The organism is Pseudomonas sp. NFPP12, assembly GCF_900103205.1.
GTDB classification, from domain to species: domain Bacteria; phylum Pseudomonadota; class Gammaproteobacteria; order Pseudomonadales; family Pseudomonadaceae; genus Aquipseudomonas; species Aquipseudomonas protegens.
This window is the reverse complement of the sequence record NZ_FMWW01000003.1, coordinates 358,140-370,403: the sequence shown is the minus strand read 5'-3', so window position 1 is coordinate 370,403 and position 12,264 is coordinate 358,140. Positions and strand designations below refer to the sequence as shown.

General features: G+C 62.6%; 15 protein-coding genes. All 15 read left to right on the top strand.

Annotated elements, in window-relative coordinates; genetic code table 11:
- Positions 1 to 98: 98 nt before the first annotated feature.
- The gene (locus tag BLS75_RS14535) at positions 99 to 680 is read left to right on the top strand and encodes a phage tail terminator protein (protein ID WP_072451148.1); all 582 of its coding nucleotides are present in this window, start codon (positions 99 to 101) and stop codon (positions 678 to 680) included.
- Positions 677 to 859, top strand: coding sequence for a DUF2635 domain-containing protein (locus BLS75_RS14530; RefSeq protein WP_011059562.1), 183 nt, complete (start codon positions 677 to 679; stop codon positions 857 to 859). Before BLS75_RS14535 ends, BLS75_RS14530 begins: the two co-directional genes overlap by 4 nt.
- Complete coding sequence (locus BLS75_RS14525; protein ID WP_072451147.1) at positions 859 to 2,355, top strand: phage tail sheath subtilisin-like domain-containing protein; 1,497 nt, start codon at positions 859 to 861, stop codon at positions 2,353 to 2,355. Before BLS75_RS14530 ends, BLS75_RS14525 begins: the two co-directional genes overlap by 1 nt.
- 66 nt (positions 2,356 to 2,421) lie before the next feature.
- A complete protein-coding gene (locus BLS75_RS14520) occupies positions 2,422 to 2,769 on the top strand; it encodes a phage tail tube protein (protein ID WP_011059564.1) in 348 nt (115 codons plus the stop codon).
- Complete coding sequence (locus tag BLS75_RS14515; protein ID WP_011059565.1) at positions 2,766 to 3,062, top strand: phage tail assembly protein; 297 nt, start codon at positions 2,766 to 2,768, stop codon at positions 3,060 to 3,062. The genes BLS75_RS14520 and BLS75_RS14515 overlap by 4 nt, the downstream gene beginning before the upstream one ends.
- Positions 3,063 to 3,192: 130 nt before the next feature.
- Entirely contained in the window at positions 3,193 to 4,728 is a 1,536-nt protein-coding gene (locus BLS75_RS14510) for a phage tail tape measure protein (protein WP_072451146.1), read from the top strand.
- The gene (locus tag BLS75_RS14505) at positions 4,718 to 5,962 is read left to right on the top strand and encodes a DNA circularization protein (RefSeq protein WP_072451145.1); all 1,245 of its coding nucleotides are present in this window, start codon (positions 4,718 to 4,720) and stop codon (positions 5,960 to 5,962) included. The genes BLS75_RS14510 and BLS75_RS14505 overlap by 11 nt, the downstream gene beginning before the upstream one ends.
- Before the next feature lie 3 nt (positions 5,963 to 5,965).
- Positions 5,966 to 7,006, top strand: coding sequence for a phage baseplate assembly protein (locus BLS75_RS14500; RefSeq protein ID WP_072451144.1), 1,041 nt, complete (start codon positions 5,966 to 5,968; stop codon positions 7,004 to 7,006).
- 109 nt (positions 7,007 to 7,115) lie between these two features.
- Positions 7,116 to 7,622 carry a phage baseplate assembly protein V gene (locus BLS75_RS14495; protein ID WP_011059569.1) on the top strand — a complete coding sequence of 169 codons (507 nt, stop codon included), beginning with the start codon at positions 7,116 to 7,118 and terminating at the stop codon, positions 7,620 to 7,622.
- Positions 7,623 to 7,624: 2 nt separating this feature from the next.
- Positions 7,625 to 8,023, top strand: coding sequence for a phage GP46 family protein (locus tag BLS75_RS14490; RefSeq protein ID WP_011059570.1), 399 nt, complete (start codon positions 7,625 to 7,627; stop codon positions 8,021 to 8,023).
- Positions 8,013 to 9,053, top strand: a complete 1,041-nt coding sequence (locus BLS75_RS14485; RefSeq protein ID WP_072451143.1) for a baseplate J/gp47 family protein — start codon at positions 8,013 to 8,015, stop codon at positions 9,051 to 9,053. Before BLS75_RS14490 ends, BLS75_RS14485 begins: the two co-directional genes overlap by 11 nt.
- The gene (locus BLS75_RS14480) at positions 9,041 to 9,640 is read left to right on the top strand and encodes a YmfQ family protein (protein WP_072451142.1); all 600 of its coding nucleotides are present in this window, start codon (positions 9,041 to 9,043) and stop codon (positions 9,638 to 9,640) included. The genes BLS75_RS14485 and BLS75_RS14480 overlap by 13 nt, the downstream gene beginning before the upstream one ends.
- A 15-nt stretch (positions 9,641 to 9,655) precedes the next feature.
- Positions 9,656 to 11,281, top strand: coding sequence for a phage tail protein (locus tag BLS75_RS14475; protein ID WP_072451358.1), 1,626 nt, complete (start codon positions 9,656 to 9,658; stop codon positions 11,279 to 11,281).
- Positions 11,278 to 11,643, top strand: a complete 366-nt coding sequence (locus BLS75_RS14470; RefSeq protein ID WP_083533707.1) for a phage tail assembly chaperone — start codon at positions 11,278 to 11,280, stop codon at positions 11,641 to 11,643. Before BLS75_RS14475 ends, BLS75_RS14470 begins: the two co-directional genes overlap by 4 nt.
- 50 nt (positions 11,644 to 11,693) lie before the next feature.
- On the top strand, positions 11,694 to 12,257 hold the full coding sequence (locus tag BLS75_RS14465; RefSeq protein ID WP_072451141.1) for a glycoside hydrolase family 19 protein: 564 nt from the start codon (positions 11,694 to 11,696) through the stop codon (positions 12,255 to 12,257).
- Positions 12,258 to 12,264: the final 7 nt, after the last annotated feature.

The window sequence follows — 12,264 nt, the reverse complement described above, 5'->3', positions numbered from 1 at the left end:
ATTCCAGAGCGCTTTTGCGAAACCCGTCTCGACGGGTTTTTTCATGCCCGGCAGAAACAAGCCTCACCGCAGCCTCATCCCGTTCCAGGAGCCTTGTCATGAACCTTTCGGCTGTTCTCGATCAGCTACAAGCACAGTGCCCGAGCTTTACCGGGCGCATCATTGTCGGCACCCATGCCGATTCTGCCTCAGGCGTTGGTGCGCCAATGCCAGTCGCCTATCTGGCGCCCAGCAACGATCTGGCCGGTGCCAGCGCCGGGCAGAACATCATTCGCCAGACCATTCGCGACCGCTTCGAGGTGGTCCTGGCGCTTGGCGCCGCCGAGCCTGCAAAAGCGCTGAATCCGCTGCACGACCTACGCGCCGAACTCTGGCGCGCCCTGGTCGGTTTCAAACCCGGCGCCGAGTACAACCCGATCCAATACGACGGCGGTGAACTGGTGTCGTTCGACACCACCCGCCTGCTCTACCGCCTGCGCTTCTTCGCCGAGTTCCAGCTGGGGCGCAATCTGCCCGGCCAGCCGGCGGAAACCTGGCATGAGCGTGAACTCGACGGCTTGCCGTCCTTGACCGGGGTCACGGTGCGGGTCGATGCCATCGATCCGGCGGACCCCAATCTGCAACGCCCAGGGCCCGATGGGCGCCTGGAGCTGACTTTTTCAGGAGAGCTGAAGCAATGAGCAAACGCATCACCGTGCTGCCGGTCGCCGGCCGCGCCGTACCGGACCCGGAAGCAGGCGATCTGCTGCCCGCTTCCGGCCGTGAAGTGTCGGACAGCGCCTGGTGGCGCCGGCGTCTGGCCGATGGCGATATCACTAGCAAAGCCGTGAAAGCGGCGAAATCTCAAGGAGCCAAATAATGGCGATCGGTTTCAGCAATATCCCGGCGGACATCCGTGTGCCGCTGTTCTACGCCGAGATGGACAATTCGGCGGCCAATAGCGCGTCCTCGGCCATGCGTCGTCTGATCGTCGCCCAGGTCAACGACAACCAGGCTGGCGACGATCTCGGCAAACTGGTGCTGGTGTCCAGCGTGGCCCTGGCCAGGAGCATCGGCGGCCAGGGCTCGATGCTCGCTTCGATGTACGAAACCTGGCGCAAGACCGACCCGGTGGGCGAGATCTGGTGCCTGCCGCTGCACAGCACCGAGGGCAGCGTGGCCAAGGCCGAGCTGAAGATCAGCGGTAGCGCCGGCGCCGCCGGCCTGCTCAATCTGTACGTCGGTGGGGTGCGGGTGCAAGCCTCCATCGTCAGCGGCGCCAGTGCCGCACAAGCGGCCAGCGCCCTGGCCTTGAAGGTCAACGCTGCAGTAGATCTGCCGGTGACCGCCACCGCGGCCGAGGGCACTGTGACCCTGAACGCCAAGTGGACCGGCGACAGCGGCAACGACATCAGCCTGCAACTCAATCGCCTGGGCAAGAGCAATGGCGAAGAAACCCCGGCGGGCCTGACCCTGGTGCTGGGCAAGATGGCCGGCGGCACCGGTGTGCCGGATCAGGTCGCGGCGCTGGCCGCCCTGGGCGACGAGCCGTTCGAGTTCATCTGCATGCCCTGGACCGATACCGCCAGCTTGAATGCCTGGCAAGCGGTGATGGACGACAACACCGGCCGCTGGTCCTGGGCCAAGCAGCTGTTCGGCCATGTCTACAGCGCCAAGCGCGGCACCGTCGGCACCCTGGTGGCGGCCGGCCAGGCACGCAACGACCAGCACATCACCATCCAGGCCCTGGAAACCGGCGTGCCCCAGCCGGTGTGGGTCCAGGCCGCCGCCCTGGCGGCGCGGACTTCGGTGTTCATCTCCGCCGATGCCAGCCGTCCGACCCAGAGCGGCAGCCTGCCGGGCGTAGACCCGGCACCGGCCAGCGAGCGCTTCACCCTCACCGAGCGCCAGTCGCTGCTGAGCTACGGCATCGCCACCGCCTACTACGAAGGCGGCTACATGCGCATTCAGCGGGCGATCACCACCTACCAGAAGAACGCCTACGGCCAGGCCGACAACTCCTACCTGGACAGCGAAACCATGCACCAGTCGGCGTTCATCGTGCGCCGCCTGCAAAGCGTGATCACCAGCAAATACGGGCGCCACAAGCTGGCTGCCGACGGCACTCGTTTCGGCGCCGGCCAGCCGATCGTTACCCCGAGCACCATTCGCGGTGAGCTGATTGCCCAGTACGCCAAGCTGGAGCTGGAGGGCCATGTGGAGAACGCCGAGCTGTTCGCCGAGCACCTGATCGTCGAACGCGATGTGCAGGACCCGAGCCGGGTCAACGTGCTGTTTCCGCCGGACTACATCAACGGCCTGCGGGTATTCGCGCTGCTCAACCAATTCCGCCTGCAGTACGACGCGGCGGCCTGAGCCGGACCTGCATCGCTGCGCTTTTTCAGCCCGCCTTGAGCGGGCTTATTTTTTGGGAGAAACAACATGGGTCAACTGATAGCGGGCACCTGCTACGTCAAAGTGGACGGCGCTCAACTGACCATCAGCGGCGGCTGCGAAGCACCACTGATGGCCGTCAAGCGGGAAACCGTGGTTCCGGGCTTCTACAAGGAAACCGACCTCACGCCGTCGTTCAAAGTCACCGCGCTGCACACCCCGGACTTTCCGCTCAAGCAACTGATCGAAGGCGTCGACATGACCGTCACCTGCGAGTTCGCCAACGGCAAGGTCTACGTACTGGCCGGTGCCTACCTGGTGGACGAGCCTATTGCCAAGGGCGACGACGCCAGCATCGAGCTGAACTTCGAAGGGCAGAAGGGGACCTGGCAATGAGCAACACGGTGAAGCTGCAGGTGCCCATCGAGGCCCACGGCGAGCCCCTGGCCGAACTCAGCCTGCGCCGCCCGACGGTGCAGGAAGTGCGAGCGATCAAGGCGCTGCCGTACAAGATCGACAAGAGCGAAGAGGTCAGCCTCGACATGGACGTCGCGGCCAAATACATCGCGGTCTGCGCCGGCATTCCACCGTCCTCGGTGAACCAGCTCGACCTGGTGGACCTCAACGCCCTGAGCTGGGCGGTGGCGAGTTTTTTCATGAGTGCGGCATCGCAGCCATCGCCGACCTGATCGCTGTCGCCTATGACCTGGCCTGGTTCTGGAAGGTTGACCCCGAACAGATGATGGCCAGGCCACTGGATGTGCTCCGCGAATCCCTGGAGCACGCGCAACGGATCAATGCGATGCAGCAGGTGCAGTGATGGCGTATCGAAAAAGAAACAAGACCAAGGGCCGGCGGCCCAAGCAGACAAGACAGGCCAAACCGGCAGCACCTGTGCAGCAGGTCAAAGCCGAAACTGAGGTGGTCAAGCCTGCTGTGGCCGAGAGCGCAAGCAAGGCCGTCGACCCGGAGCTCACCGGCATTCGCCAAGTGGTGGGCAAGTTCAGGAAAAGCCTGGAAGAAAGTGGCCTAGGAAATCTCGATCTTTCAGGATTGTTTTCTGGGCAGGGCCTATTGACCCCCTTTGTTGCGGGCATGCAGTCGGCGATCAAGGCGCAGAACATCCAGGCTGTAACGGCCGCCGCAGTCAGGGGGGAGGTAAGTCCGGAGAACGAGCTGGGCAATACCGCGCTAAACCTCAAGCACTTTGATGAGGCAGTGGAAAGAATCACCCTCAATGTGGGGGTTGCACTGTTGCCGGCCATCAACAGCATTGTCACGGGGCTTCAGCCCGTACTGACATCGGTCGGTCAATTTGTCGCTGATAACCCCGGGTTGGTGGAAGGGCTCGCGGCCGCCGCAATCGCTTTTACAGTGGCAGCTTCGGCGGCCACGGTCTTTGCTGCACTGTCCTCGCCTATAGGTTTGGCGATGCTGGCGATTGCTGCGGTAGCCGGTGTGGTGGTGGCCAATTGGAAGCCGGTTTCGCGGTTTTTCATCCAGCTGTGGGGGAAGATTTCACCCACGATCATGTCCATGGTCGGTCTTTTCAAGGAGGTGTTCGCCTGGACGCCCATTGGGCAATTGATTGCCAACTGGGGGCCGGTTAGCGCTTATCTGAGCGCCCTCTGGCAAGACTTTAGCGCCGGTACCGGGCGGGTGTACCAGGCGTTGAATCTGCTCTTCAACATGAGCGGGTTTGGGTTGCTGATCAGAAACCTGGAGCCCATCAGAGAGGCTGTCCAGGTGATTTTTCGCAGCCTGCGAGAGGTTTTCGAGTGGAGCCCGCTTGGCTTGATAAGCAGTAACTGGCAACCCGTGGTAGGCCTGTTTGCAGCGATCTGGGATCTGATCTGGGCGTTGTCGATCACGGCAAAGAACAACGTTGCCAGTCTGTTCAGTTGGTCACCCGGTGAGGGGATGAGAAAGGACCTCGACGGTTTGATCCAGTGGTTCTCTTCGTTTCGTGAGCGGCTGGAAAAGGTCCTGGAGCCAATCCGCGAAAAGCTCCGAGCGACCTTTGGCAATTTGCTTGTCAGTGTCACCGGGAGCATCAATTCGCTGACCGAGAGTGTGGTGGAGCACAACAACTCGGCAAACCGGGGTGAGGACTCGCTGACCGATACACCTTCTCCGCTGCTGACCCCGGGCAATTTGCCGCAAAGCTCCAGTTCGCTGCTGCAACAGGCTGCGGCCAACAATCGCACTCGGCTTGAAGGCGGGCTGCTGCTGCGCTTTGAGAACGCACCTCCCGGCCTGCGCGCCGAACAGGCCACGACCAATCAACCAGGCTTGAACGTGGCTTCGACCCTGGGCTATCGCTCACTTTCCCTAGGAGGTTCCCATGGCGGATAACTGGCGTGATCGTTTGTTGCCCGCATCCTTTCGCGGCGTGCCCTTCTGGGTCGACCAGGCGAAAACCCCGGTGGGGCAAAAAGGCCAGTTGCATGAGTACCCGCAGCGCGACCAGCCGTTTTTCGAGGGCCTTGGCCAGCAGGCGAAAGTCCATGACCTGACGGCCTTCATCGTCGGCGCCGATTGCCTGGAGCAGCGCGACAGGCTGCTCAAGGCCCTGGAGGAGGGCAGCGGCGAGCTGGTGCATCCGTGGCTTGGACGGATGCAGGTCAAGGTCGGCGAGTGCGAGATGACCCAGAGCCGCCAGGACGGCGGCCTGGTGACCTTCAGCCTGAAGTTCTACCCGGACCAGCCGCTGCGCTTTCCTTCGGCGGTGGTCAACACCCAGCAGCAGGTGCTGGTGGCCAGCGATACCTTGCTGGGCTCGGCGGTGCTGCGGTTCGAGTTCGCCACCAACCTGATCAAGCAGGCGCGGATCGGCGTGGATTCGCTGCGCAAGGGATTGACCGAGGTGTACGCGGTCATCGAACACGAGTTCAAGCCGCTGATCGAGTTCTATGGCGACCTCAACACCCTGGTCAAGGCGGTCAAGGAAATACCCAAGGAGCTGAGCACGGAGTTCAAGGGGTTGCTGGAGGATGTACGCGGGCTCAAGGATTTTGCCCGCACCGGCTATCGGCAGATGCTCTCCGATATTTCCCAGCAGGTGGAGGCGGCCAGGCGCATCGATGCGCCCAAGCTGACCACCGGCAAGGACACCACCGCGGCGGCCGAGGCGGTAGCGAACCTGGTCCAGGATGCGTTGCTGGTGCAGATCGCCCGGTTGGTGTCGGCCTTGCCGGTGGCCACCCCGGTGGTCAAGCTCCAGAGCACGCCGCCCCTGGCGCAGCAGGCCAGCCAGCCGGTGCAGCGCCTGGAGGTGCCGGTGGCCGACGATGTACTGGCCCTGCGTGACCAGCTCAACGAAGTGATCTGGCAAGCCGCGCTCAAGGCCGACCCGATGCATTACCAGGCGCTCAACACCCTGCGCCAGCAACTGCAGGGCCACCTCAATGCAGTGGCTTCGTCCGGGGTACGGCTGGTCAGTCTCAGCCCCAAAAGCAGCATGCCGGCGCTGGTCCTGGCTTATGAGCGGTTTGCCGATGCGACGCGGGTCGGTGAAGTGGTACAGCGCAACCGGGTGGCCCATCCGGGCTTCCTGCCGCCGGCCGATCTGCAGATTGCGCGGGAGTGACCCATGGACGAATTGGCAAATATCGTCACCCTGACGGTGGACGGGCTCGACTACAGCGGCTGGAAAAGCGTGGAGATCACGGCGGACCTGGAGCGCCAGTTTCGCACCTTCAGCCTCAACATCACCTGGCAATGGCCGGGGCAGGACAGGCAGGTGCGGATCCGCCCGGGCGCCCGCTGCCAGGTGCGCATCGGCTGCGACCTGGTGCTCACCGGGCATGTCTACAAGGCGCCGGTCAGTTATGACGGCAGGCAGATCAACCTGAGCATCCAGGGCAGCTCCCTGACCCAGGATCTGGTGGATTGCGCGGCCATCAACCGGCCGAGCCAGTGGCGCCAGCAGGATGTGCTGAGCATCGTCCGCGCCCTGGCCGGCTCTTACGGGGTGGGGGTGCGCAGCGAGATTGCACCCACCAGCAAGTTGCACACCCACAGCATTGTGCCGGGGGAGACGGTGTTTGCCTCCATCGACCGCTTGTTGACCTTGTACCGGGTGTTCTCCAGCGATGACGCCGACGGCGACCTGCTGCTGGCGGCACCGGGCAGCGGCGGGCGCGCCAGCGATGCCCTGGAGCTGGGCAAGAACATTCTTTCGGCCAATGCAGCGATGGATTTTTCCGCGGTGTTTTCCGAGTACCGGGTGATCGGCCAGCACAAGGGCAGCGACCAGAGCAGCGGTGTCGCGGTCTGCGAGGTGTCCGGCCAGGCCAGCGATGCCCGGGCTTCGCGCAAACGGGTGACGGTGATCAACGAGGCGGCGCAACTGAGTGCGGAACTGGCTCAGCAGCGGGCTGACTGGGAGTGCGGCACCCGCACCGGCAAGGCGCTGACCACCACCTATCAGGTGCAGGGCTGGCGCCAGAGCAATGGTGATTTGTGGCGACACAACACGTTGGTGCGGGTCATCGACCCGGTGCTGGGTTTCGACCAGGACATGCTGATCTCCAAGGTCACCTGGTCGCTGTCCGACCAGGGCTCCATCACCACCTTGCAGGTGGCGCCGCCGCAGACCTTCGATGCCAACCCGACACCCGCAAAAAACTGAAACCTGCGCCCAACCGCAGGAGCCGGCTGGCCGGCGAAGGCACCCGGCACGAAACCGCGCAATCCCTGTTCGCCGGCAAGCCGGCTCTTATCCCCCCAAGGAACCCAGCATGAGCCTACTGACACGCCTGTTGGCGCGGGGCACCGTGGTGCTCGCCCATTCGGCCAACAAATTGCAATCGCTGCAAATGCGCCTCACCGCCGGCGAGGTCAACGACGACATGGAGCATTTCGAGCCTTACGGTTTTACCAGCAACCCCCTGGCCGGCGCCGAGGGCATCGCCACCTTCCTCGGCGGCGATCGCTCCCATGGAGTGGTGCTGGTGGTGGCCGACCGGCGCTATCGCCTCAAGGCCCTGGCCGCCGGTGAAGTGGCGATCTACACCGACGAGGGCGACAAGATTCACTTCAAGCGCGGGCGGGTCATCGACATCGACACTGCCACCTTGAATATCCGCGCCAGCAGCGGCGTCATCATCGACAGCCCGACCCTGAGCATGAGCGGCAAGATCGTCTCCCAGGGCGATCAGGTCGCCGCCGGCATCAGCCAGATCAACCACGTCCACAGCGGCGTGCAACCCGGCCCGGGGCAGACCGGCGCGCCGGTGGGAGGTTAAGCATGTTCGCCACTTATGACCTGAAGAACGCCCTGACCCGGGCTGTGGAAATCAGCCTGTTCACCTGGCGCCGCGCCGCCGATGACGACGCCCTGGATGACGATCAGCGCTACGGCTGGTGGGGCGACAGTTTTCCCAGCGTGGCCGACGACCGTATCGGCTCGCGGCTGTGGCTGTTGCGCCGGGTCAAGCTGAGCCGGCAGACCCAGCTCGATGCCGAGTTCTATGCCCGCGAGGCCCTGCAGTGGCTGATCGACGATGGCCACTGCAACGCCGTGGAGATCATGACCGAGCGCCTCGATGCCCAGCGCCTGAACCTGCGCACGGTGCTGATCCTGGCCGACGGCGAGCGCCTGGACATCAACCCCATTCACAGTTGGCAGGTGACCTATGCCGTTTGAAACGCCTTCGCTGCCGGTGCTGATTCAGCGCACCCAAAGCGACCTGGCCAGCGATTCGCTGCGCCAGTCCGATGCCCAAGTGCTGGCCCACACCCTGAGCGGTGCCGCCTTTGGCCTGTATGGCTACCTGGATTGGATCGCCGAGCAGATCCTTCCGGACAAGGCCGATGAGTCGACCCTGGAGCGCATCGCCGCGCTGCGCCTGAACCAGCCGCGCAAGACCGCCCAGGCGGCCAGTGGCAGCGTCAGTTTCAACGCGGCAGCTGGTGCCGTGCTGGATCTCGGCACCCTGTTGCAAAGCAGCGACGGTCGCAGCTACACAGTGACCGCCGCGCGCACCACCAGCGCAGGCCTCAACAGCACCACGATCCAGGCCGTCGACGGCGGTACCCTGGGCAATGCCGATGCCGGCCTGGAGCTGACCGCGGTGCAGCCGGTGCAGGGCATCAGCAACTCGTTCACCGTCCTGGCCCCGGGCCTGAGCGGTGGCGTGGCCCGGGAAAGCCTCGAATCCCTGCGCTCGCGGGTGATCCGTTCCTATCGGATCATTCCCCATGGCGGCTCGGCGGACGACTACGAAACCTGGGCCATGGAGTGCCCGGGCATCACCCGTGCATGGTGCCGACGCAACTACCTGGGGCCAGGCACGGTGGGCCTGTTCGTCATGCGTGACGACGACCTGCAGTCGATTCCCAATGCCGAGCAGCTGGCGCGGGTTCTGGCCTATATCGAGCCCTTGCGCCCGGTAACCGCCGAAGTGCATGTGCTGGCGCCAGTGATACAGCCGGTGATCTACCAGGTGCGCCTGACCCCCGACACCAGTGCGGTGCGGGCCGCGGTCGAGGACCAACTGCGCGACCTGCACAGCCGCGAGGCCGGCCTGGGAGAAACCCTGCTCCTGAGCCACATCCGCGAGGCCATCAGCAGCGCCACCGGTGAACAGGATCACCGCCTGCTGGCGCCGCTGGCCGATGTGCCGGCAAGCAGCAACCAACTGCTGGTATTTGGAGGTTGCCAATGGCTGCAATAAGAAGCGCCGCCCAGTACCAGCGCCACCTGCGCAGCCTGCTACCCAGCGGCCCGGCGTGGGACCCGGAACGGGTGCCGGAGCTTGAACGGGTGTTGCAGGGCATCTCCCAGGAGCTGGCGCGCATCGACGCCCGGGCCGTGGACCTGCAAAACGAAATGGACCCGGCCAGCGTCAGCGAACTGGTGACGGATTGGGAAAAGGTCATGGATCTGCCCGACCCCTGCCTGGGCCTGACCCCGCTGTTCGAAGACCGGCGCCTGGCCGTGCGCCGTCGTCTGTTGGCGGTGGGCAGCCAGCGCGCCGCCTACTTCGTCGAAATCGCCCGCAGCCAGGGCTACCCCAATGCCAGCGTCACCGAACTGAGCACCCCACGCATGGGCCGCTCACGTTTTGGTCACGCCCATTTCGGCACCTGGCGGGCGAATTTCATGTGGACCCTCAATACCGGCGGCCGCCTGCAACTGGGCCGGCGCTTCGGCGCGAGCTATTGGGGCGAACGTTTTGGCATGAACCCGGGCAGCGCCCTGGAATGCCTGATCCATCGCAGTACACCGGCGCATACCCAGGTGTACATCAACTATGAATAGAGAGGATTGGACAACGTGGACTATCCGAAAAGTGTGCCAAGTGTTGGGTTGGTAAATGGGAAGTTTGTCGACGAGAACCCGGTGACTGGGCAAGTCGGCTCACTGATTTCCTCGGAATGGGGAAACGCGGTTACCGACGAATTGCTCAATGTGATTCGTGCGGGTGGGAAGGAGCCGGCCGAGGCCGAGCATGATCAGTTGCTGGCGGCGATCAAGGCGATCGTTCGGGATTCAATTCCACCGGAGAAAATCCGCACCACCTTGGCCGAGTACGGGATTACCGATGCTTACACCAAGTCGGTGACCTACACCAAGGCGGAGATCGAGGCACTGTTGAAAAACATGTCGGCCTTGCCGGTGGGGGCCATGGTGCCGTTTCCCAAGGGGACGGTGCCGGCTGGGTTCCTGGAGGTGGATGGCAGTGTGCAGAGTGCTGCGACCTATCCGGATCTGGCGGCTTATCTGGGGACTACGTTCAATACGGGTGGGGAAGGAGCGGGTAAATTCCGCTTGCCTGAGTCACGAGGGGAGTTTCTGCGGGGTTGGGATCATGGGCGGGGCGTTGATTCTGGACGCGTTCTGGGCAGTTACCAAATCGATCAGATGCAAGGGCACATACACGAATATCGTTTCAGAATGGGTGTAACCGCATCAGCAGGAATTACATCGACCTCAGTTGCATGCTCTCATGCCGGCAGTGGTACTAACCTCGGCTCCTCAGGTGTAACGGACTCGGCTAACCCATTTATGGTTGGAGGAGCCCTGCCTGATGCTGCAAATGGCACACCGCGGACAGGGGGGGAAAACCGACCTCGCAACTTGGTGGTTATGTGGTGTATCAAGGCCTGGAACGCACCCGTCAATCAGGGAAACATCGACATTGCCTCTCTGGCTTTGGAAGTCCAAGAGCAAAAACCAATATCGATTGTAGGTGGGTATAGGAGTCTGTCGCTTTCAGCCTCGGGGGGGGGCGCGCAGGTGAATGTTTCGGCTGACCAGTTGATCGTTGGTGCGGGTGGGCTATTGCGTTCACTGAGTGGGATCAACTTGAGCTTTAGTGGCCTGACTGTGGGAGAAAACGGGATAGATGTCGGCGAGTTGGCCCCATCAACCTGGTATAGCGTTTGGGTGATTTGGAACGGTAACGCTCCGGCTGGCTTGCTCTCGCTGAGTGCAACAGCCCCAAAGTTGCCGGCCGGCTATACGCACAAGGCACGAGTCGGTTGGATTAAAACTGATGCGACGGCGAACAAATATCCGCTGAACTTCATACAGCGCGGGAATCGTTGCAGTTACAGAGTAACGCCCGGCAGCAATGTCCCTGGCAATGTCGTCATTTCGGCTGGAGTGCAGGGGCACATCAGCATTCCGACCTATGTCGCGATTCCAGTAGCGCCATTTGTGCCCCCTACAGCCGTTACCATTCATATGGCGATGACGGGGACCAACAGCACGCAAATGGTTGCTCCCAATGATGGTTATGGTGGGTACACGAGCCTCACAAATCAGCCATTGGTGTTTTATGCAGCATCTCAACACCTTGCGCAGTACCAGCTACAACTGGAAGGCCCGAACATCTATCGCGCCGCTCAGTACGCCGGAGATCGTCTTACTTGTTTGGGATGGGAGGACAGTTTATGAGTTATGCAGTTCGTAATGATGGCCAGGGATGGCGAGCGGTTTCGGGGCCTGACAACGTGGGAAACGATGAGTGGTACTGTATCGGTATTCCCCCTGATCCAGTTCCGTCACCTCTGACAAAAGAAGAGCTGGCTGCTACCGAACGCTCCTATCGTGACCAAGAGCTGGCGCGGGGCGTGTGGCTGCGTGACCGTCACCGTGATCAAACTGAGATCGCGATGGTTACCACGCTTTCTGCTGATCAGTTCATACAGTTGCTCGTGCATATGCAGGCCCTACGAGACTGGCCTCAGTCGGCGGATTTTCCAGATGCCAATTTCCGGCCAGTAGCGCCAACCTGGATGGCTGAACATATCTCATAAACGCCCCGCACCGTCGGGGCGTTTTCTTATCCCATTTACAAACACCGACCATGCCAATCACCGAACAACAACTGCAACAAATCATGCCTAACGCCCGCCGCCAAGCGGGCGTTTTTGTTTCTCCACTCAATACCGCCATGGCTCACCGGCAGATCGATACGCCGAAGCGCCAGGCGGCCTTTCTTGCCCAGATCGGCCACGAATCCGGGCAACTGCTATATGTGCGCGAGCTGGGCAGTGATCAATACCTGAGCAAGTACGACACCGGCACGCTCGCGGCACGCCTGGGCAATACACCGGAGGCTGACGGCGACGGCCAGCGTTATCGCGGGCGTGGGCTGATCCAGATCACCGGGCGCAGCAACTATCGCCAGTGCAGCCTCGGGCTGTTCGGTGATGAGCGCCTGCTGGAGTTGCCGGAACTGCTGGAGCAGCCGCAATGGGCCGCCGAGTCGGCGGCCTGGTTCTGGGAGCGCGGCGGACTCAATGCCCTGGCTGATCGCGATGAGTTCAATAGCATTACCCGCCGCATCAACGGTGGTTTGAACGGCTTGCAGGATCGCCTGCAACTCTGGGCCAGGGCGCGGGCGGTGCTTTGCCTGCCCGTGGTCTGAATTCCCT

Excerpts from the sequence above, each read along its gene's own strand:
- BLS75_RS14535 (WP_072451148.1), top strand. The coding sequence starts at position 99 with ATGAACCTTTCGGCTGTTCTCGATCAGCTACAAGCACAGTGCCCGAGC.
- BLS75_RS14530 (WP_011059562.1), top strand. The coding sequence starts at position 677 with ATGAGCAAACGCATCACCGTGCTGCCGGTCGCCGGCCGCGCCGTACCG.
- BLS75_RS14525 (WP_072451147.1), top strand. The coding sequence starts at position 859 with ATGGCGATCGGTTTCAGCAATATCCCGGCGGACATCCGTGTGCCGCTG.
- BLS75_RS14520 (WP_011059564.1), top strand. The coding sequence starts at position 2,422 with ATGGGTCAACTGATAGCGGGCACCTGCTACGTCAAAGTGGACGGCGCT.
- BLS75_RS14515 (WP_011059565.1), top strand. The coding sequence starts at position 2,766 with ATGAGCAACACGGTGAAGCTGCAGGTGCCCATCGAGGCCCACGGCGAG.
- BLS75_RS14510 (WP_072451146.1), top strand. The coding sequence starts at position 3,193 with ATGGCGTATCGAAAAAGAAACAAGACCAAGGGCCGGCGGCCCAAGCAG.
- BLS75_RS14505 (WP_072451145.1), top strand. The coding sequence starts at position 4,718 with ATGGCGGATAACTGGCGTGATCGTTTGTTGCCCGCATCCTTTCGCGGC.
- BLS75_RS14500 (WP_072451144.1), top strand. The coding sequence starts at position 5,966 with ATGGACGAATTGGCAAATATCGTCACCCTGACGGTGGACGGGCTCGAC.
- BLS75_RS14495 (WP_011059569.1), top strand. The coding sequence starts at position 7,116 with ATGAGCCTACTGACACGCCTGTTGGCGCGGGGCACCGTGGTGCTCGCC.
- BLS75_RS14490 (WP_011059570.1), top strand. The coding sequence starts at position 7,625 with ATGTTCGCCACTTATGACCTGAAGAACGCCCTGACCCGGGCTGTGGAA.
- BLS75_RS14485 (WP_072451143.1), top strand. The coding sequence starts at position 8,013 with ATGCCGTTTGAAACGCCTTCGCTGCCGGTGCTGATTCAGCGCACCCAA.
- BLS75_RS14480 (WP_072451142.1), top strand. The coding sequence starts at position 9,041 with ATGGCTGCAATAAGAAGCGCCGCCCAGTACCAGCGCCACCTGCGCAGC.
- BLS75_RS14470 (WP_083533707.1), top strand. The coding sequence starts at position 11,278 with ATGAGTTATGCAGTTCGTAATGATGGCCAGGGATGGCGAGCGGTTTCG.
- BLS75_RS14465 (WP_072451141.1), top strand. The coding sequence starts at position 11,694 with ATGCCAATCACCGAACAACAACTGCAACAAATCATGCCTAACGCCCGC.